The organism is Streptomyces sp. AC558_RSS880, from assembly GCF_019049255.1.
In the GTDB taxonomy this organism is placed as follows: domain Bacteria; phylum Actinomycetota; class Actinomycetes; order Streptomycetales; family Streptomycetaceae; genus Streptomyces.
Genome location: NZ_JAGMUJ010000161.1, coordinates 332,392 through 351,856, shown reverse-complemented (window position 1 = coordinate 351,856; position 19,465 = coordinate 332,392). Strand labels below are relative to the sequence as shown.

The following is a 19,465-nucleotide window of genomic DNA, read 5'->3' as shown; positions in this document are numbered from 1 at the left end:
CACCGTCGCCCTCGTCGGACCGCGCTGCGCGCGGGCCCCTCTTTGGCCCCCCGGCCGGTACGCCCGGTACGCTCACCGCCGTGCCACACGCTGATCAGTCCCAAACCGCCCAGAAGGGCCACCCCGTGACATATCCGGGACCGCCCCGTCCGGTTCAGGTCTCCGCCACACCCCTCGCGGAACTCGCCGGTCAGCTGGGTGCCCCCACGCCGGAGCGGGCCGCGGAGGTCACGGGCATCACCCATGACTCGCGCGCCGTCCGCCCCGGCGACCTGTACGCCGCCCTCCCGGGCGCCCGCGCCCACGGCGCCGACTTCGTCACCCAGGCCGCCGGCCTCGGCGCGGTCGCCGTGCTGACCGACCCGTCCGGCGCCGAGCGCGTCGCCGCGGCCGGACTGCCGGCGCTGGTGGTCGACGACCCGCGCGCGCGGATGGGCGAGCTGGCGGCCACCGTCTACGGCCACCCGGGCCGCGATCTGCTCCAGATCGGCATCACCGGCACTTCGGGCAAGACCACCACCGCCTACCTGGTCGAGGGTGGCCTGAAAACCACCCACAGCACGGGGCTCATCGGCACGGTCGAGATGCGCATCGGCGACGAGCGCATCAAGTCCGAGCGCACCACCCCCGAGGCCACCGACCTCCAGGCCCTGTTCGCCGTCATGCGCGAGCGCGGCACCGACGCGGTCGCCATGGAGGTCTCCAGCCACGCCCTGGTCCTCGGCCGGGTCGACGGCTGCGTCTTCGACATCGCCGTCTTCACCAACCTCAGCCCGGAGCACATGGAGTTCCACTCCGACATGGAGGACTACTTCCGGGCCAAGGCACAGCTGTTCACACCGCAGCGCAGCAGGCTCGGCGTGGTCAACGTCGACGACGAGTACGGCCGCCGGCTCGCCAAGGAGGCCGGCGTCCCGGTCGTCACCTACTCCGCCGAGGGCCACCCGGACGCCGACTGGCGCGCCGAGGGCGTCGAGGTCGGCCCCCTGGACTCGACGTTCACCGTGATCGGCCCCGAGGGCGAGCGGATCGCCGCCCGGTCGCCGCTGCCGGGCCCGTTCAACGTGGCCAACACCCTCGCCGCGATCGTCGCGCTCGCCGCCGCCGGACTCGACCCGCAGACCGCCGCCGACGGCGTCGCCGCCGTACCGGGCGTGCCGGGCCGGCTGGAGCGCGTGGACGCCGGACAGCCGTACCTCGCGGTGGTGGACTACGCCCACAAGACCGACGCCGTGGAATCGGTGCTGCGCGCCCTGCGCAAGGTCACCGAGGGCCGGGTGCACGTCGTGCTCGGCTGCGGCGGCGACCGCGACAAGACCAAGCGGGAGCCCATGGGCGCCGCCGTCGCGCGGCTCGCCGACACCGCCGTACTGACCTCCGACAACCCCCGCTCCGAGGACCCCCTCGCGATCCTCGCCGCCATGCTCCGGGGCGCGGCCTCCGTGCCCGCCCACGAGCGCGGTGAGGTGCAGGTCTTCGAGGACCGGGCCGCCGCGATCGCCGCCGCCGTCGCCCGGGCGCGGCCCGGTGACACGGTGCTGGTCGCCGGCAAGGGCCACGAGCAGGGGCAGGACATCGCCGGGGTGGTGCGTCCCTTCGACGACCGCCAGGTGCTCCGGGAAGCCATCAAGAAAACCCAGGGATGAACTTGTGATCGCCCTCTCCCTCGCCGAGATCGCAGAAGTCGTCGGCGGGCAGACGCACGACATACCGGACCCGTCCGTCCAGGTCACCGGACCGGTCGTCCGGGACTCGCGGGAGGCGGGTCCGGGCAGCCTGTTCGTCGCCTTCGCCGGCGAGCGCGTGGACGGCCACGACTTCGCGGCCCAGGTCGTCGAGGCGGGCGCGGCCGCCGTGCTCGCCTCCCGGCCCGTCGGGGTCCCCGCGATCGTCGTGGCGGACGTCCAGGCGGCCCTCGGTGCCCTCGCCCGGCACGTCGTCGGCCGGCTGGGCACCACCCTCGTCGCGCTCACCGGCTCGGCCGGCAAGACCAGCACCAAGGACCTCATCGCCCAGGTGCTGCGGCGCAAGGCGCCGACCGTCTTCACCCCCGGCTCGCTCAACAACGAGATCGGGCTGCCGCTCACCGCGCTCACCGCCACCGAGGAGACGAAGTTCCTCGTGCTGGAGATGGGAGCGCGCGGAATCGGCCACATCCGGTACCTCACCGGACTGACGCCCCCGAAGGTCGGACTCGTCCTGAACGTCGGCTCCGCCCACATCGGCGAGTTCGGCGGCCGGGAGCAGATCGCCCAGGCCAAGGGCGAGTTGGTGGAGGCCCTGCCCCCGGCCGAGGAGGGCGGCGCCGCGGTCCTCAACGCGGACGACCCCCTCGTACGGGCCATGGCGTCCCGTACGAAGGCGAAGGTGATCCTTTTCGGAGAGTCCGACGAAGCGGACGTTCGGGCCGAGAACGTGCGACTCACGGACAGCGGACAGCCTTCCTTCAGGCTTCACACACCCTCCGGTGCATCCGATGTGACCATGCGCCTGTACGGTGAGCATCACGTGTCGAACGCGCTCGCCGCGGCCGCCGTCGCCCACGAGTTGGGCATGTCCGCAGACGAGATCGCCACCGCGCTCTCCGAAGCGGGCTCCCTCTCCCGCTGGCGGATGGAGGTCACCGAGCGCCCGGACGGCGTGACGGTCGTCAACGACGCCTACAACGCGAACCCCGAGTCCATGAAGGCCGCGCTGCGTGCGCTGGCGGCCATGGGCAAGGGACGCCGTACGTGGGCGGTGCTCGGCAAGATGGCCGAGCTCGGGGACGAGGCGCTCGCCGAGCACGACGCGGTCGGACGGCTTGCCGTCCGGCTCAACGTCAGCAAGCTCGTCGCGGTCGGGGGCAGGGAAGCCGCCTGGCTGCAACTGGGCGCATATAACGAGGGTTCGTGGGGTGAGGAGTCGGTGCACGTGTCCGACGCACAGGCGGCGGTCGACCTGTTGCGCAGCGAGTTGCGCCCGGGAGACGTCGTTCTCGTGAAGGCGTCCCGTTCGGTCGGGCTCGAGAGCGTGGCGCAGGCGCTGCTCGAGACCGGTGCCGAGGGTGAGGTCGCAGCCCGATGATGAATCAGATCCTGTTCGCAGGAGTCATTGGTCTCTTCCTGACGCTGATCGGCACCCCGCTGCTGATCAAACTGCTCGCGCGCAAGGGCTACGGGCAGTACATCCGTGACGACGGCCCGCGCGAGCACGCCAGCAAGCGCGGTACGCCGACCATGGGCGGTATCGCCTTCATCCTGGCGACGGTCGCCGCGTACTTCCTCAGCAAGGTGATCAGCGGCGAGTCGCCGAGGTACTCGGGCGTGCTGGTGCTGGGCCTGATGGTCGGCATGGGTCTGGTCGGCTTCCTGGACGACTACATCAAGATCGTCAAGCGGCGCTCGCTGGGTCTGCGGGCCAAGGCGAAGATGGCCGGCCAGCTGATCGTCGGCATCGCCTTCGCGGTGCTGTCCCTGCAGTTCGCGGACTCCCGCGGGCAGACCCCGGCCTCCACGAAGCTGTCGTTCATCACGGACTTCGGCTGGACCATCGGCCCGGTGCTGTTCGTCGTCTGGGCGCTGTTCATGATCCTCGCGATGTCGAACGGCGTGAACCTGACCGACGGTCTGGACGGCCTCGCCACCGGCGCCTCCGTGCTCGTCTTCGGCGCCTACACCTTCATCGGCGTCTGGCAGTTCCAGGAGTCCTGCGCCAACGGCGAGACGCTGACCAACCCGGGCGCCTGCTACGAGGTGCGCGACCCGCTGGACCTCGCGGTCGTCGCCTCCGCGCTGATGGGTTCCTGCCTGGGCTTCCTGTGGTGGAACACCTCGCCGGCCAAGATCTTCATGGGCGACACCGGTTCGCTGGCGCTCGGCGGTGTGCTCGCGGGTCTCGCGATCTGCTCCCGCACCGAGCTGCTGCTGGCCATCCTGGGCGGTCTGTTCGTCCTCATCACCATGTCGGTGGTCATCCAGGTCGGCTCGTTCAAGCTCACCGGGAAGCGGGTCTTCCGGATGGCGCCACTCCAGCATCACTTCGAACTCAAGGGCTGGTCCGAAGTCCTCGTGGTGGTCCGCTTCTGGATCATCCAGGGCATCTGTGTGATCGTCGGACTGGGCCTCTTCTACGCGGGATGGGCAGCGGACAAGTGACCGACTGGCAGGGGAAGAACGTCACCGTCGCCGGACTCGGCGTCTCCGGCGTCCCGGCGGCCAAGGTGCTGCACGGGCTCGGCGCGAAGGTCACCGTCGTCAACGACGGGGACGACCCGCGCGCCCGCGAGCAGGCCGCCGAACTGGAGGCGCTCGGCATCACCGTGCGCCTCGGCGACGGGGCGACCCTGCCGGAGGGCACCGAGCTGATCGTCACGGCCCCCGGCTGGAAGCCGGACAAGCCGCTGTTCGCGGCGGCGGACGAGGCCGGGGTGCCGGTGTGGGGCGACGTCGAACTCGCCTGGCGGCTCAGGAAGCCCGGCGCGGCTCCCTGGCTCGCGGTCACCGGCACCAACGGCAAGACCACGACCGTCCAGATGCTCGCCTCCATCCTGAGGGCGGCGGGCCTGCGCACCGCCGCCGTCGGCAACATCGGCGTCTCCCTCCTCGACGCCGTGCTCGGCGAGGAGGAGTACGACGTGCTCGCCGTGGAGCTGTCCAGCTACCAGCTCCACTGGGCGCCCTCCCTGCGCGCCCACTCGGCGGCCGTGCTCAACCTCGCCCCGGACCACCTCGACTGGCACGGCTCCATGGAGGCGTACGCCAGGGACAAGGGCCGCATCTACGAGGGCAACCGCGTCGCCTGCGTCTACAACATGGCCGACAAGGCCACCGAGGACCTGGTCCGCGAGGCCGACGTCGAAGAGGGCTGCCGCGCCGTCGGTTTCACCCTGGGCACCCCGGGCCCCTCCCAACTCGGCGTCGTGGAGGGCATCCTGGTCGACCGCGCCTTCGTCGAGAACCGGCAGAAGAACGCCCAGGAGCTCGCCGAGGTCTCCGACGTCAACCCGCCCGCCCCGCACAACATCGCCAACGCCCTGGCCGCCGCGGCCCTCGCACGGGCCTACGGGGTGCCCGCCGGCGCCGTACGGGACGGCCTGCGGGCCTTCACCCCGGACGCCCACCGCATCGCGCACGTCGCCGACGTGGACGGGGTCGCGTACGTCGACGATTCCAAGGCGACCAACACGCACGCCGCGCAAGCCTCGTTGGCGGCCTACGAGTCGATCGTGTGGATCGCCGGCGGGCTCGCCAAGGGCGCCACCTTCGACGAGTTGGTCGCCGGTGCGGCGAAGCGGCTGCGCGGTGCCGTGCTGATCGGCCGGGACCGTGCCCTGATCCGCGAAGCCCTCGCGCGACACGCCCCGGAAGTACCCGTCGTCGACCTCGACCGGACCGACACTGGGGCGATGCTCCAGGCCGTCCAGGAGGCGCGGCGGCTCGCCCGGCCCGGCGACACGGTGCTGCTGGCCCCGGCCTGCGCCTCGATGGACATGTTCACCAACTACAACAAGCGCGGTGACGCGTTCGCACAGGCGGTGCGCGAGCTCGGCGCCTGATCCCGGCCGCCTGGCGCCGGGCGACCTCGGGAGGGACGCGTGGGACCGTCGACGGCGTACAGCGGAGGCCCGGATGACCGGTAGCCGTACCGGCCGCCCGCCCGTGCAGCGGGCGGCACGCGGACCCGTCGTGCCCGGGCCCCCGCGCGAGAACCCCCTGCGCACCCTGATCACCCGGGCGCGCAGGGCCTGGGACCGGCCGCTGACCGCGTACTACCTGATCCTCGGCGGCAGTCTGCTGATCACCGTGCTGGGCCTGGTGATGGTCTACTCGGCCTCTCAGATCACGGCGCTGCAGATGTCGCTGCCGGGCTCGTACTTCTTCCGCAAGCAGCTGCTGGCCGCCGTGATCGGCGGCGTACTGCTGCTGGTGGCCTCCCGGATGCCGGTGAAGCTGCACCGCGCCCTGGCCTACCCGATCCTCGCGGGCGCCGTCGTCCTGATGGCCCTGGTGCAGGTGCCGGGGGTGGGGGTCGCGGTCAACGGCAACCAGAACTGGATCGCCCTCGGCGGCTCCTTCCAGCTCCAGCCCAGCGAGTTCGGCAAGCTCGCACTGGTGCTGTGGGGCGCCGATCTGCTCGCCCGCAAGCAGGACAAGCGGCTGCTGTCCCAGTGGAAGCACATGCTGGTGCCGCTCGTTCCGGCCGCCTTCATGCTGCTCGGGCTGATCATGCTCGGCGGTGACATGGGTACGGCGATCATCCTGACAGCGGTCCTCTTCGGCCTGTTGTGGCTGGCGGGGGCGCCGACCCGGCTGTTCGTCGGCGTGCTGTCGATCGCCGCACTGCTCGGCGCGATCCTCATCCGCACCAGCCCCAACCGCATGGCCCGGCTCACCTGCCTCGGCGCCACCGAGCCCCGGACGGGACCGGTCGACTGCTGGCAGGCCGTGCACGGGATCTATGCCCTCGCCTCCGGTGGGATCTTCGGTTCCGGACTCGGTGCGAGCGTGGAGAAATGGGGCCAACTCCCCGAAGCGCACACGGACTTCATCTTCGCCGTCACCGGTGAGGAACTGGGCCTGGCGGGGACGCTGTCGGTACTCGCCCTGTTCGCGGCTCTAGGCTATGCGGGTATCCGCGTGGCCGGACGCACGGAGGACCCCTTCGTCAGGTATGCCGCGGGAGGCGTGACCACCTGGATCACGGCCCAGGCCGTGATCAACATCGGTGCGGTGCTCGGTCTGCTGCCGATCGCCGGAGTCCCGCTCCCGCTGTTCTCCTACGGAGGATCCGCCCTGCTGCCGACCATGTTCGCCATCGGGCTGCTGATCGCCTTCGCGCGTGAGGACCCCGCTGCACGGATGGCGCTTGCCATGCGGCAACCCCGCTTTGGTAGAAAGCGGGGCGGGGGTTCACAGCGGCCCCGGAGATGGAACACGATGCGACGGCGCGCCCCGGTGGCGCGTTCGTCCGGAGAGCGGTGAATTTCGGTGCATGTCGTACTCGCCGGCGGAGGAACCGCGGGCCACATCGAGCCCGCGCTCGCCCTCGCGGACGCCCTGCGCAGGCAGGATCCGACCGTGGGCATCACGGCCCTGGGCACGGAGCGTGGCCTGGAGACCCGTCTCGTACCCGAGCGCGGGTACGAGCTGGCGCTGATTCCCGCCGTACCGCTGCCGCGCAAGCCCACCCCCGAGCTGATCACCGTTCCGGGCCGGCTGCGCGGCACCATCAAGGCGGCCGAGCAGGTCCTGGAACGCACCAAGGCGGACGCCGTGGTCGGCTTCGGCGGCTACGTCGCCCTGCCCGGCTACCTCGCGGCCAAGCGGCTCGGCGTGCCGATCGTGATCCACGAGGCCAACGCCCGGCCCGGACTGGCCAACAAGATCGGCTCCCGGTACGCCGCCCAGGTCGCCGTCTCCACGCCCGACAGCAAGCTGCGCAACTCCCGCTACATCGGCATCCCGTTGCGCCGCTCCATCTCCACCCTCGACCGGGCCGCCGTACGCCCCGAGGCCCGCGCCGCGTTCGGCCTCGACCCCAATCTGCCCACGCTGCTGGTCTCCGGCGGCTCGCAGGGCGCCCGCCGGCTCAACGAGGTCGTCCAGCAGGTCGCTCCGTGGCTCCAGCAGGCCGGGATCCAGATCCTGCACGCGGTCGGCCCGAAGAACGAACTGCCGCAGGTACACCAGATGCCGGGAATGCCCCCCTACATCCCGGTAAGTTACCTGGATCGGATGGACCTCGCGTACGCCGCGGCCGACATGATGCTCTGCCGCGCGGGCGCGATGACCGTCGCCGAACTCTCCGCCGTCGGGCTCCCGGCCGCCTACGTACCGCTGCCCATCGGCAACGGCGAGCAGCGGCTCAACGCCCAGCCGGTGGTCAAGGCCGGCGGCGGACTGCTGGTCGACGACGCGGAGCTGACGCCCGAGTGGGTGCAGCAGAACGTCCTGCCCGTGCTCGCCGACCCGCACCGGCTGTACGAGATGTCCCGCGCCGCCGCCGAGTTCGGCCGCAGGGACGCCGACGACCTGCTCGTCGGCATGGTGTACGAGGCGATCGCCGCCCGTGCGCACCGCTAGAGGCGTATGACGGAAGGCAGGCGACATGGCCGGATCGACCACCGCCGAGCGTGGTGAACGCAAGCGGGAGTCGTCCGGCCCGCCGCCGCGTGCCCGGCGGTTCGGACGGCGGCAGGTTCGTCGGATCATCGCATCGGCGGTTGCCCTGGTGTTCTTCGGCAGCGGGGCGTTCTGGCTGCTGTACGGGTCGGACCTGGTGCGCGTGGAGCGCGTATCGGTGTCGGGCACCCGTGTCCTGACTCCCGAGCGGGTGCGCGAGGCCGCCGACGTCCCCCTCGGGGAACAGCTGGTCTCCGTCGACACCGGCGCGATCGAGGCGCGACTTTCCTCCGCGTTGCCCCGAATTGACACCGTCGAAGCGGTTCGTTCCTGGCCGGACGAAATCACCCTGAAAGTGACGGAACGCACCGCTGTTCTTCTCGTCCACAAAGGCGGGAAGTTCATCGAAGTGGACGATGAGGGTGTCCGGTTCGCCACGGTTTCCAAGGCGACCGAAGGCGTGCCCGCGCTGGAACTGGCCGTCTCCCGGACCGGTTCCGCGGCGGCGAGCCTGCGCCGCTTCGGCGAGGACCGGCTGACCCGGGAGGCGGTGCGGGTGGCCGGTGCGATTCCGGCCTCCGTGGCGCACGCCACCCGCAGCGTCAAGGTCCGTTCCTACGACGACATCTCGCTGGAACTGACGGACGGCCGTACGGTCGACTGGGGAAGCAGTGAGAAGGGCGCCGAGAAGAGCCGTACTCTCACCGCACTGATGAAAGCGGAGCCCGGTGCGCGGCACTTCGACGTCAGCGTGCCCACGGCCCCCGCGTCAGCGGGGAGTTGACGCACATCAGCGCAGGCCAGCACCCTGGTTGGGCAGCGCTACGGCTGATCACATAGGGTGAAAAGAAAAACGGGAGGTTCGGCGTGTTCGTTGAACGGGCGCCGCTTGTCGACTTAGTGTCCTGTTCAGAAGACTCCAGGGAACGGACACACTGGTAACCCTAAACTTCAACGTTAGGGTTCGGGTCGGCGCTACGGACCGTCCCATTCGGCATCAGTCGTCGGATCGCGGGGGCATCAGTGCTTCAGCGGTCGGGCGACACGTAACTCGAGGCGAGAGGCCTTCGACGTGGCAGCACCGCAGAACTACCTCGCAGTCATCAAAGTCATCGGTGTCGGCGGCGGTGGTGTCAATGCCATCAACCGGATGATCGAGGTCGGTCTCAAGGGCGTCGAGTTCATCGCCATCAACACCGACGCGCAAGCCCTGTTGATGAGCGACGCCGACGTCAAGCTCGACGTCGGCCGTGAACTCACCCGCGGACTCGGCGCCGGAGCCAACCCGGCCGTCGGCCGCAAGGCCGCGGAGGACCACCGCGAGGAGATCGAGGAGGTCCTCAAGGGGGCCGACATGGTCTTCGTGACGGCCGGTGAGGGCGGCGGCACCGGTACCGGCGGCGCGCCCGTCGTGGCCAACATCGCCCGCTCGCTGGGGGCCCTCACCATCGGCGTGGTCACGCGCCCGTTCACCTTCGAGGGGCGGCGCCGCGCGAACCAGGCGGAGGACGGCATCGCCGAGCTCCGCGAAGAGGTCGACACCCTCATCGTCATCCCGAACGACCGGCTGCTGTCCATCTCGGACCGCCAGGTGTCGGTCCTCGACGCCTTCAAGTCGGCGGACCAGGTGCTGCTCTCCGGTGTCCAGGGCATCACCGACCTCATCACCACGCCCGGTCTGATCAACCTGGACTTCGCGGACGTCAAGTCGGTCATGTCCGAGGCGGGCTCGGCCCTCATGGGCATCGGCTCGGCCCGCGGCGACGACCGCGCGGTGGCCGCCGCCGAGATGGCCATCTCCTCGCCGCTCCTCGAGGCCTCCATCGACGGCGCCCGCGGCGTGCTGCTCTCCATCTCCGGCGGTTCCGACCTCGGCCTGTTCGAGATCAACGAGGCCGCCCAGCTGGTCAGCGAGGCCGCCCACCCCGAGGCCAACATCATCTTCGGCGCGGTGATCGACGACGCCCTCGGCGACGAGGTCCGGGTCACCGTGATCGCGGCCGGCTTCGACGGCGGCCAGCCGCCGGCCAAGCGGGACAACGTCCTCGGCTCCTCCTCGGTCAAGCGTGAGGAGCCCGCCCCGGCGCGGCAGCCGGAGAGCCGTCCCTCCTTCGGTTCGCTCGGCAGCGTCACGCCCAAGGAGGACCCGGAGCCGCCGGCGCCGGAGCCGGTGCGCGACATCCCGGCCGTCCAGCCCCCGGTCCCGCCGTCGCGGACCTACGACAGCGCGGCCGAGGAACTGGACGTACCGGACTTCCTGAAGTGATAGGACGGCGCGAGAGCGTGAGCGGCGCGCACTTCGCCTTCACCGACCGGTGGGGCGGGGTGAGCGCCGCTCCGTATGAGGAGCTCAACCTCGGCGGAGCCGTCGGCGACGACCCCGGCGCCGTACGCGCCAACCGCGAACTGGCCGCCAAGTCCCTCGGCGTGGATCCGGCCCGGGTGGTCTGGATGAACCAGGTGCACGGGGCCGACGCGGTCGTGGTCGACGGACCCTGGGGCGAGCGCCCGGTCCCCGAGGTCGACGCGATCGTCACCGCGCGGCGCGGACTCGCCCTCGCGGTGCTCACCGCCGACTGCGTGCCGGTGCTGCTCGCCGACCCGGTCGCCGGCGTCGTGGCCGCGGCCCACGCGGGCCGGCCCGGCATGATCGCCGGGATCGTCCCCGCCGCCGTACGGGCCATGACCGGGCTCGGCGCCGACCCCGCGCGGATCGTCGCCCGCACCGGACCCGCCGTCTGCGGCCGGTGCTACGAGGTGCCGGAGGCGATGCGCGACGAGGTGGCCGCCGTCGAGCCGGCGGCGCACGCCGTCACGAGTTGGGGCACGCCGGCGGTCGACGTGGGCGCGGGCGTGCACGCTCAGCTCGAACGGCTCGGGGTGCGCGACCGGGAGCGGTCGCCCGTGTGCACGCTGGAGTCGGACGATCACTTCTCGTACCGCCGCGACCGCACCACCGGGCGGCTCGCGGGCTACGTGTGGCTGGACTGATGGGACATGACGGACCGTAAGGACGAACTCGCCGCGAATCTGGCGAGAGTGGAAGAGCGGATCGCCGCGGCGTGCGCCGCCGCCGGACGCGGGCGCGACGAGGTGACCCTGATCGTGGTCACCAAGACCTACCCCGCGGACGACGTGCGGATCCTGTCCGGACTCGGGGTGCGCCATGTCGCCGAGAACCGGGACCAGGACGCCGCCCCCAAGGCGGCCGCATGCGCGGATCTGCCCCTCACCTGGCACTTCGTCGGTCAACTTCAGACCAACAAGGTGCGTTCTGTGGTGGGTTACGCCGATTTCGTGCAGTCCATCGACCGTTCCCGGCTGGTGACGGCCCTCTCCAAGGAGGCCGTGCGGGCCGGGCGCGAGGTCGGCTGCCTCCTCCAGGTGGCGTTCGACGCCGGTGAGGGCGGCCGGGGGGAGCGCGGAGGCGTGGCACCCGCCGGCATCGCGGAGTTGGCCGAGCTGGTCGCGCGGTCCGAGGGGCTGCGGCTCGACGGGCTGATGACCGTCGCCCCGCTCACCGGGGAGTACGCGGGACGCGAACAGGCGGCCTTCGAGCGGTTGATGGATTTGTCGACCGACCTGCGCCGGACCCATCCGACTGCGAACATGGTCTCGGCAGGGATGAGTGCGGACCTCGAACAGGCCGTGGCCGCCGGGGCGACACATGTGCGCGTCGGCAGTGCGGTACTCGGAGTCCGCCCCGGGCTCGGGTAACGTCGCCAAGAAGTCGGACCACAGCAGAAAATATGGTCAGTTCCGCCGAACAGCGGACGTAAAGACCTAGTGGATCGCGGGCACTCGGCGGTCGTCAGCGGATCCACCACAGAGCGGAGGACTCGGAGCATGGCCGGCGCGATGCGCAAGATGGCGGTCTACCTCGGCCTCGTGGAGGACGATGGGTACGACGGCCGCGGATTCGACCCAGACGACGACTTTGAACCCGAACTCGATCCGGAGCCCGAGCGGGACCACCGGCGGCACGAACCGTCCCACCAGGCACATGTTTCACACCAGCCCCAAAGGGACGAAGAGGTGCGAGTCGTCCATCCTCCCGCACCGCGCGAACCGATCGCCCGATCCGCTTCGCTCCCCGCGGAATCGCCACGTCCGGCGCGGATCGCGCCCGTGGCATCCATCACACAAGAACGCGCGAGCCTGGAGAAGAACGCACCGGTGATCATGCCCAAGGTCGTGTCGGAACGAGAGCCTTACCGGATCACCACACTTCACCCCCGGACCTACAACGAGGCCCGTACCATCGGGGAACACTTCCGTGAAGGCACGCCGGTGATCATGAATCTGACTGAGATGGATGACACAGACGCGAAGCGACTTGTCGACTTTGCGGCCGGTCTGGTGTTTGGTCTTCACGGCAGCATTGAGCGGGTGACGCAGAAGGTGTTCCTGTTGTCGCCTGCTAACGTCGATGTCACGGCGGAGGACAAGGCCCGCATCGCAGAGGGCGGGTTCTTCAACCAGAGCTGAGACGCAGGACCGGACGAAGAGCGGTACAGGGGAGAGGGAAAAGCAGGCCATGAGCGTGTTCGCGCAGGTGATCTACATCGCGCTGATGGTGTTCCTCATCGTGCTGATCTTCCGTTTGGTCATGGATTACGTGTTCCAGTTCGCCCGCTCGTGGCAACCCGGCAAGGCGATGGTGGTCGTCCTGGAGGCCACCTACACTGTCACCGATCCACCGCTGAAGCTTCTGCGGCGGGTCATCCCGCCGCTGCGTCTCGGGGGCGTGGCGCTCGACCTGTCCTTCTTCGTCCTGATGATCATCGTCTACATCCTGATCTCGATCGTGGGCAATCTCGCGAGGTGACTGTGGACGATACGGTCTTGCCGACTGCCGATGACTACGTTGAGGTGAAGAGATGCCGTTGACCCCCGAGGACGTGCGGAACAAGCAGTTCACGACCGTCCGCCTCCGAGAAGGCTATGACGAGGACGAGGTCGATGCCTTCCTCGACGAGGTCGAAGCCGAACTGACGCGCCTGCTCCGCGAGAACGAGGACCTGCGCGCCAAGCTGGCCGCGGCCACGCGCGCTGCTGCCCAGAACCAGCAGAACATGCGCAAGCCTCCCGAGCCGCAGGACCAGCAGCAGCAACAGCAGGGACCGCCCCAGGGCATGCCCCAGCAGGGCATGCGAGGTCCCGGCGCTCCGGTGCCCGCCGGCATATCGGGCCCGCCGCAGCAGCAGATGGGTGGCCCCATGGGTGGTCCGCCCCAGCTGCCGAGCGGTGCTCCTCAGCTGCCCGCCGGCCCCGGCGGACAGGGCGGCCCGCAGGGTCCCGGCCCCATGGGCCAGGGTCCCGGGCCGATGGGTCAGGGTCCCGGGCCGATGGGCCAGGGCGGCCCGATGGGTCAGGGCCCGATGGGGCAGGGCCCGATGCAGGGGCAGATGGGCCCTGGTGGCCCGATGGGCGGTCCCATGGGCGGTCCCGGGATGCCCGGCCAGGGTGGCCCCGGGATGCCCGGTCAGGGTGGCCCCGGTGGCGACAGCGCCGCGCGCGTCCTGTCGCTGGCCCAGCAGACCGCCGACCAGGCGATCGCGGAGGCCCGTTCCGAGGCCAACAAGATCGTGGGCGAGGCGCGTTCGCGTGCCGAGGGCCTCGAGCGGGACGCCCGTGCCAAGGCGGACGCCCTGGAGCGGGACGCGCAGGAGAAGCACCGCGTCGCGATGGGCTCCCTGGAGTCCGCCCGCGCCACGCTGGAGCGCAAGGTCGAGGACCTGCGCGGCTTCGAGCGCGAGTACCGCACGCGGCTGAAGTCCTACCTGGAGTCGCAGCTGCGCCAGCTGGAGACGCAGGCGGACGACTCGCTCGCCCCGCCGCGCCAGCCCGCGAGCGCCGCGCCGTCGCTGCCGCCGTCCCCGGCGCCCTCGATGGCTCCGGCCGGTGCCGGTGCGCCGTCCTACGGCGGCAACCAGACGATGGGTGGCGGTCAGGGCGGTCCGTCCTACGGTGGCGGTCAGCAGCAGATGCAGCCGGCGATGACCCAGCCGATGGCGCCGGTGCGTCCGCAGGGCCCGTCGCCGATGGGTCAGGCTCCCTCGCCGATGCGCGGCTTCCTGATCGACGAGGACGACAACTGACGGCCCTTCGGCCATGAGTACGGCGTAGCAGTCGGCAGCGTTCAGGGCGGGCCCCGGGTTCACGAACCCGGGGCCCGCCCTTGTGCCACGTGTGTGCACGGGGTTTGTGGTGTTTGTTCGGGCTTGCCTGTGGTGTCCGACGCACGCAACGCCGAAGGCCCGGCCCACCAAGATTTTTTGGTGGGCCGGGCCTTCGGCGTCGCGTCGTGCCTTCCCGTCCGTAGGGGCATGCCGTCCGGCGTCCGCGGGTGGTGCGTGGCCGGCCGCGCCCGCGCGGCGGCAGAGGCGCGTACCGACACGGCCCCGCGCCCCTGGGGGCGCGGGGCTCACCGGGAGCCTTACGCCTTCCGCAGGCGGAACGTCAGCGACAGGCCCTCGTCCGTGAAGGCGTCCCCGTACGTGTCGTCCGCCGTGCCCTGGGCGAAGTCCGTGGCGAGGACCTCGTCCGCGATCAGGGCGGAGTGATCGGTCAGCGCGGCGACCGTCGCGGGCTCCGTGGCCGTCCAGCGCAGGGCGATCCGGTCGGCCACGTCCAGGCCGCTGTTCTTGCGGGCCTCCTGGATCAGGCGGATGGCGTCCCGGGCCAGGCCCGCGCGGCGCAGCTCCTCCGTGATCTCCAGGTCCAGGGCGACCGTGGCACCGGCGTCGGACGCCACGGACCAGCCCTCGCGCGGGGTCTCCGTGATGATCACCTCGTCCGGGGCGAGGGTGATCGTCTCACCGTCGACCTCCACCGAGGCCGTGCCCTCGCGCAGCGCCAGGGACAGCGCCGCCGCGTCCGCGTTCGCGACGGCCTTGGCGACATCCTGGACCCGCTTGCCGAACCGCTTGCCCAGCGCGCGGAAGTTGGCCTTCGCCGTGGTGTCCACCAGCGAGCCGCCCACCTCGGACAGGGACGCCAGGGACTCGACGTTCAGCTCCTCGGTGATCTGCGTGTGCAGCTCCGGGTCGAGGGCCGCGAAGCCGCCCGCCGCGATCAGCGCGCGCTTCAGCGGCTGGCGGGTCTTCACGCCGGACTCCGCGCGCGTGGCCCGGCCCAGCTCCACGAGCCGCCGCACCAGCACCATCTGCTTCGACAGCTCCGGGTCGATCGCGGACAGGTCCGCCTCCGGCCACGAGGACAGGTGCACCGACTCCGGGGCGCCCGGGGTGACCGGGACGATCAGGTCCTGCCAGACCCGCTCGGTGATGAACGGGGTCAGCGGCGCCATGAGCTTCGTCACGGTCTCGACGACCTCGTGCAGCGTGCGCAGCGCGGCCTTGTCGCCCTGCCAGAAGCGGCGCCGGGAGCGGCGGACGTACCAGTTCGACAGGTCGTCGACGAACGCGGACAGCAGCTTGCCGGCGCGCTGGGTGTCGTAGCCCTCCAGCGCCTGGGTCACTTGGTCGGTGAGCGCGTGCAGTTCGGAGAGCAGCCAGCGGTCCAGGACCGGGCGGTCGGCCGGGGCCGGGTCGGCCTCACTCGGCGCCCAGTTCGACGTACGGGCGTACAGGGCCTGGAAGGCGACCGTGTTCCAGTACGTCAGCAGCGTCTTGCGGACGACCTCCTGGATGGTGCCGTGGCCCACCCGGCGGGCCGCCCACGGGGAACCGCCGGCCGCCATGAACCAGCGGACCGCGTCGGCGCCGTGCTGGTCCATCAGCGGGATCGGCTGCAGGATGTTGCCCAGGTGCTTGGACATCTTGCGGCCGTCCTCGGCGAGGATGTGACCGAGGCAGACGACGTTCTCGTACGACGACTTGTCGAAGACCAGGGTGCCGACCGCCATCAGCGTGTAGAACCAGCCGCGGGTCTGGTCGATGGCCTCGGAGATGAACTGCGCCGGGTACCGGCTCTCGAACAGCTCCTTGTTCTTGTACGGGTAGCCCCACTGCGCGAACGGCATCGAGCCCGAGTCGTACCAGGCGTCGATGACCTCCGGCACGCGCGTGGCCGTCTTCCCGCAGCCGTCGTGGCGGCAGCCGAAGGTGACCTCGTCGATGTAGGGGCGGTGCGGGTCGAGCCCGGACTGGTCGGTGCCGGTCAGCTCGGTCAGCTCCGCGCGGGAGCCGACGACCGTGAGGTGGTCGTCCTCGCAGCGCCAGATCGGCAGCGGGGTGCCCCAGTAGCGGTTGCGGGACAGCGCCCAGTCGATGTTGTTGTTCAGCCAGTCGCCGAACCGGCCGTGCTTGACGGAGTCCGGGAACCAGTTGGTCTTCTCGTTCTCCTGGAGCAGGCGGTCCTTGACGGCCGTGGTGCGGATGTACCAGGACGGCTGCGCGTAGTAGAGCAGGGCGGTGTGGCAGCGCCAGCAGTGCGGGTAGCTGTGCTCGTACGGGATGTGCTTGAAGAGCAGGCCGCGCTCGTCGAGGTCCGCGGTGAGCTTCTCGTCGGCCTTCTTGAAGAAGACGCCGCCGACCAGGGGGACGTCCTCCTCGAAGGTGCCGTCGGGGCGGACCGGGTTGACCACCGGCAGGCCGTAGGAGCGGCAGACCTTGAGGTCGTCCTCACCGAAGGCGGGGGACTGGTGGACCAGACCCGTACCGTCCTCGGTGGTGACGTACTCGGCGTTCACCACGTAGTGGGCGGGCTCGGGGAACTCCACCAGCTCGAAGGGGCGCCGGTACGTCCAGCGCTCCATCTCGGCGCCGGTGAAGGACCGGCCGGTGGCTTCCCAGCCCTCGCCGAGGGCCTTGGCGAGCAGCGGTTCGGCGACGACGAGCTTCTCCTCGCCGTTCGTGGCGACGACGTAGGTGACCTCGGGGTGGGCGGCGACCGCCGTGTTGGACACCAGGGTCCACGGCGTGGTCGTCCACACCACCAGCGCCGCCTCGCCGGCCAGCGGTCCTGAGGTGAGCGGGAAGCGGACGTAGACGGACGGGTCGACGACCGTCTCGTAGCCCTGTGCCAGCTCGTGGTCGGACAGGCCGGTGCCGCAGCGGGGGCACCAGGGGGCGACGCGGTGGTCCTGGACCAGCAGGCCCTTGCCGAAGATCTCCTTCAGCGACCACCAGACGGACTCGACGTACTCCGGGTCCATGGTGCGGTAGGCGTCGTCGAGGTCGACCCAGTAGCCCATGCGGGTCGTCAGCTCGGTGAAGGCGTCGGTGTGGCGGGTCACCGACTCGCGGCACTTGGCGTTGAACTCGGCGATGCCGTACGCCTCGATGTCCTGCTTGCCGGAGAAGCCGAGCTCCTTCTCGACGGCCAGCTCCACCGGGAGGCCGTGGCAGTCCCAGCCGGCCTTGCGGGCCACGTGGTAGCCGCGCATGGTGCGGAAGCGGGGGAAGACGTCCTTGAAGACGCGGGCCTCGATGTGGTGGGCGCCGGGCATGCCGTTGGCGGTGGGCGGACCCTCGTAGAACACCCATTCGGGGCGTCCCTCGGACTGCTCCAGGCTCTTGGCGAAGATCTTCTGCTCGCGCCAGAAGTCGAGCACCGCGTGCTCGAGGGCGGGCAGGTCGACCTGGGCGGGTACCTGGCGGTACGTCGGCGTTGTCATCAGCGGGCTTCCTCCGGCGGACTTGCTGCCTTCCGTCCGGAGGGACGAGAGCTGTGTCGATCTCTGCGCCGCCGTCGGCGCGCTCCCGCGGTACCACCCTCCTTGGCCCCCCGGTGCGACGTGCGCTCCGGTGAGCCCCCTCATTGGGGTCGCGATACCGGTTCTACCGCCCCGTACAGGGGTTTCTTCCGGCGGCTCCGGGGTGATCTTCACGTCGCGCTCGCCCCCGGGCTCACACCGTCCCCGGGTCGCTCTGGGCTGCGTACGCCGCTACTCGTCCCCATCCACGCTTTTCGCTCCGCCCAGTGTACGGCGCGGAGGGGACGGCGGCCGACCGGATTTCCGCTCGCCGTACGACCCGGCGTACCTCGAATGGCGAGGTGCGCCCGTCCGGATCCCGGGGACGTCCATGTCGGCGGCATACCCGGCGGGGAGCTGGGCACAACGCATGCAGGTTCGCCGCGCGGCGCCCGCGGGGCGAGGGAATCGGGCGGTGTGCCCCGTTGCCGCGGGACTCGAGTCGATTTATCGTCCCATAACGATTTGCGCGCAAGATCACAATATGTGAAGGGGCCGCGGCCATGGTGGCGAAGAAGACCGCCGTACAGCAGCCGGCACCGTCCGGCAGGCCCGGACCCGCTCATGGCGGCGGGGCCAGGGAGAGGGCGCCTGCCGAGGCGGCGGCGAGGAAGAGGGCGAAGAAGGCGGCGGGCGCCGCCGAGGAGGCGGCGGCGCGCACGGCTCACGACGGAGTGACGGTGGCGACCGGGCTGCCCGCCGCGTCACCCGTGAAGAAGGCGTCGGTCAAGAAGGCCACGGCCGGGAAGGAACCCGCCGACGAGGCCATCGCGCGGGGGGCGGCGGCCGAGGCCGCGCCCGTCGAGGAGGCGTCGGTGAAGAAGCCGCCCGCGGGGAAGACGTCGGCGGGGAAGGCGACGGGGCGGAAGGCGGTGGCGAAGGACGCCTCGGCGAAGAGGGCACCCGCGCGGAAGGCGGCCGGGGAAGCGGCCGTCGAGAAGGCGTCCGCGCCCGGGAAGCCGTCCGCGGCGGGGAAGCCGTCCGCGGCGGGGAAGAAGGGCCGAGAGAAGGTGGCCGGTGAGGTGCCGGGGAAGGGGGCCGCCCCGGGGGCGGTTTCCGCGGGGTCCCCGGAGGCGGGTCGCTCGGGGAGCGGCGCCGCCGGGGCCAGTGGGTCCGTAGAGGATGTGGCCGGGCACAGCACGGCCGATGACGCGGGCGCGGTGGATGCCGCGGCGCAGACGGGAGTGACGACGGTGGGTGCGAAGAAGACTCCTGGCACGGCCACGGCGGCGAAGAGCCCCGTACCCAAAGCCCGGATCGGCACGGCGGGCCCGGGCGACCTCGCGGTACGTCCGGGCGAGGAGCCCTGGACTCCGGAAGAGGCCCAGGAGGCGCGGGCCGAGCTGACGTCCGAGGTGCTGCGGCTGCGCGAGGAGATCGCCTCCTCCGAGCAGTCGCTGGCCGGCCTGATGCGGGACTCCGGCGACGGCGCGGGCGACGACGACGCCGACACCGGCACCAAGAACATCACGCGCGAGCACGAACTCGCGCTCGCCGCGAACGCGCGCGAGATGCTCAGCCAGTTCGAGCGCGCCCTCCAGCGGCTCGACGCCGGTACCTACGGCCTGTGCGAGAACTGCGGCAATCCCATCGGAAAGGCTCGTATGCAGGCCTTTCCCCGGGCCACCCTGTGCGTCGAGTGCAAGCAGAAGCAGGAGCGACGGTACTGATCGGCGGCCGCGCGGGGCGTGCCGTACCCTCA

Annotated in this window: 15 protein-coding genes; 14 read left to right on the top strand and 1 reads right to left on the bottom strand. The window is 70.9% G+C overall.

All coding sequences use genetic code 11. The features are described from left to right. Positions 1-125 precede the first annotated feature (125 nt). The 13 genes from KUM38_RS37645 (at position 126) to KUM38_RS37585 (ending at position 14,203) form a co-directional block, all read left to right on the top strand. On the top strand, positions 126-1,646 hold the full coding sequence (locus tag KUM38_RS37645) for a UDP-N-acetylmuramoyl-L-alanyl-D-glutamate--2,6-diaminopimelate ligase (protein WP_217136566.1): 1,521 nt from the start codon (positions 126-128) through the stop codon (positions 1,644-1,646). A gap of 4 nt (positions 1,647-1,650) precedes the next feature. Further along, positions 1,651-3,066, top strand: a complete 1,416-nt coding sequence (gene murF / locus KUM38_RS37640) for a UDP-N-acetylmuramoyl-tripeptide--D-alanyl-D-alanine ligase (RefSeq protein ID WP_217136564.1) — start codon at positions 1,651-1,653, stop codon at positions 3,064-3,066. Further along, on the top strand, positions 3,066-4,136 hold the full coding sequence (mraY, locus tag KUM38_RS37635) for a phospho-N-acetylmuramoyl-pentapeptide-transferase (protein WP_217136846.1): 1,071 nt from the start codon (positions 3,066-3,068) through the stop codon (positions 4,134-4,136). The genes murF and mraY overlap by 1 nt, the downstream gene beginning before the upstream one ends. After that, positions 4,118-5,536, top strand: a complete 1,419-nt coding sequence (murD, locus tag KUM38_RS37630; RefSeq protein WP_217136562.1) for a UDP-N-acetylmuramoyl-L-alanine--D-glutamate ligase — start codon at positions 4,118-4,120, stop codon at positions 5,534-5,536. The genes mraY and murD overlap by 19 nt, the downstream gene beginning before the upstream one ends. Positions 5,537-5,609: 73 nt before the next feature. After that, the gene (gene ftsW, locus KUM38_RS37625; RefSeq protein WP_217136560.1) at positions 5,610-6,962 is read left to right on the top strand and encodes a putative lipid II flippase FtsW; all 1,353 of its coding nucleotides are present in this window, start codon (positions 5,610-5,612) and stop codon (positions 6,960-6,962) included. 6 nt (positions 6,963-6,968) lie between these two features. Next, positions 6,969-8,063 carry an undecaprenyldiphospho-muramoylpentapeptide beta-N-acetylglucosaminyltransferase gene (murG, locus tag KUM38_RS37620; RefSeq protein WP_217136558.1) on the top strand — a complete coding sequence of 365 codons (1,095 nt, stop codon included), beginning with the start codon at positions 6,969-6,971 and terminating at the stop codon, positions 8,061-8,063. Positions 8,064-8,088: 25 nt separating this feature from the next. Further along, positions 8,089-8,886 carry a cell division protein FtsQ/DivIB gene (locus tag KUM38_RS37615; protein ID WP_217136556.1) on the top strand — a complete coding sequence of 266 codons (798 nt, stop codon included), beginning with the start codon at positions 8,089-8,091 and terminating at the stop codon, positions 8,884-8,886. Between the two features lie 288 nt (positions 8,887-9,174). Next, the gene (gene ftsZ / locus KUM38_RS37610; protein ID WP_217136554.1) at positions 9,175-10,368 is read left to right on the top strand and encodes a cell division protein FtsZ; all 1,194 of its coding nucleotides are present in this window, start codon (positions 9,175-9,177) and stop codon (positions 10,366-10,368) included. Continuing rightward, entirely contained in the window at positions 10,365-11,093 is a 729-nt protein-coding gene (pgeF, locus tag KUM38_RS37605; protein WP_217136552.1) for a peptidoglycan editing factor PgeF, read from the top strand. The genes ftsZ and pgeF overlap by 4 nt, the downstream gene beginning before the upstream one ends. A gap of 6 nt (positions 11,094-11,099) precedes the next feature. Continuing rightward, on the top strand, positions 11,100-11,819 hold the full coding sequence (locus KUM38_RS37600; protein ID WP_217136550.1) for a YggS family pyridoxal phosphate-dependent enzyme: 720 nt from the start codon (positions 11,100-11,102) through the stop codon (positions 11,817-11,819). 129 nt (positions 11,820-11,948) lie between these two features. Further along, the gene (locus KUM38_RS37595; protein ID WP_217136549.1) at positions 11,949-12,590 is read left to right on the top strand and encodes a cell division protein SepF; all 642 of its coding nucleotides are present in this window, start codon (positions 11,949-11,951) and stop codon (positions 12,588-12,590) included. A 49-nt stretch (positions 12,591-12,639) separates the two neighbouring features. Beyond that, positions 12,640-12,930: a YggT family protein gene (locus tag KUM38_RS37590; RefSeq protein WP_217136548.1), complete on the top strand. Its 291-nt coding sequence runs from the start codon at positions 12,640-12,642 to the stop codon at positions 12,928-12,930. Positions 12,931-12,982: 52 nt separating this feature from the next. Further along, positions 12,983-14,203, top strand: coding sequence for a DivIVA domain-containing protein (locus KUM38_RS37585; RefSeq protein ID WP_217136547.1), 1,221 nt, complete (start codon positions 12,983-12,985; stop codon positions 14,201-14,203). A 338-nt stretch (positions 14,204-14,541) separates the two neighbouring features. Here KUM38_RS37585 and ileS read toward each other — a convergent pair whose 3' ends face one another. Beyond that, complete coding sequence (gene ileS, locus KUM38_RS37580; RefSeq protein WP_217136546.1) at positions 14,542-17,685, bottom strand: isoleucine--tRNA ligase; 3,144 nt, start codon at positions 17,683-17,685, stop codon at positions 14,542-14,544. Positions 17,686-18,266: 581 nt separating this feature from the next. Between ileS and KUM38_RS37575 the strand changes: the two genes are divergently transcribed. Then, a complete protein-coding gene (locus tag KUM38_RS37575; protein ID WP_217136545.1) occupies positions 18,267-19,433 on the top strand; it encodes a TraR/DksA C4-type zinc finger protein in 1,167 nt (388 codons plus the stop codon). The last annotated feature ends 32 nt before the right edge of the window (positions 19,434-19,465 follow it).

Coding starts and splice junctions, on each gene's coding strand:
- KUM38_RS37585 (WP_217136547.1), top strand. CDS start 12,983: ATGCCGTTGACCCCCGAGGACGTGCGGAACAAGCAGTTCACGACCGTC.
- KUM38_RS37615 (WP_217136556.1), top strand. CDS start 8,089: ATGGCCGGATCGACCACCGCCGAGCGTGGTGAACGCAAGCGGGAGTCG.
- KUM38_RS37600 (WP_217136550.1), top strand. CDS start 11,100: ATGACGGACCGTAAGGACGAACTCGCCGCGAATCTGGCGAGAGTGGAA.
- ileS (WP_217136546.1), bottom strand. CDS start 17,685: ATGACAACGCCGACGTACCGCCAGGTACCCGCCCAGGTCGACCTGCCC.
- KUM38_RS37575 (WP_217136545.1), top strand. CDS start 18,267: ATGGTGGCGAAGAAGACCGCCGTACAGCAGCCGGCACCGTCCGGCAGG.
- ftsW (WP_217136560.1), top strand. CDS start 5,610: ATGACCGGTAGCCGTACCGGCCGCCCGCCCGTGCAGCGGGCGGCACGC.
- KUM38_RS37590 (WP_217136548.1), top strand. CDS start 12,640: ATGAGCGTGTTCGCGCAGGTGATCTACATCGCGCTGATGGTGTTCCTC.
- KUM38_RS37595 (WP_217136549.1), top strand. CDS start 11,949: ATGGCCGGCGCGATGCGCAAGATGGCGGTCTACCTCGGCCTCGTGGAG.
- murD (WP_217136562.1), top strand. CDS start 4,118: ATGGGCAGCGGACAAGTGACCGACTGGCAGGGGAAGAACGTCACCGTC.
- mraY (WP_217136846.1), top strand. CDS start 3,066: ATGAATCAGATCCTGTTCGCAGGAGTCATTGGTCTCTTCCTGACGCTG.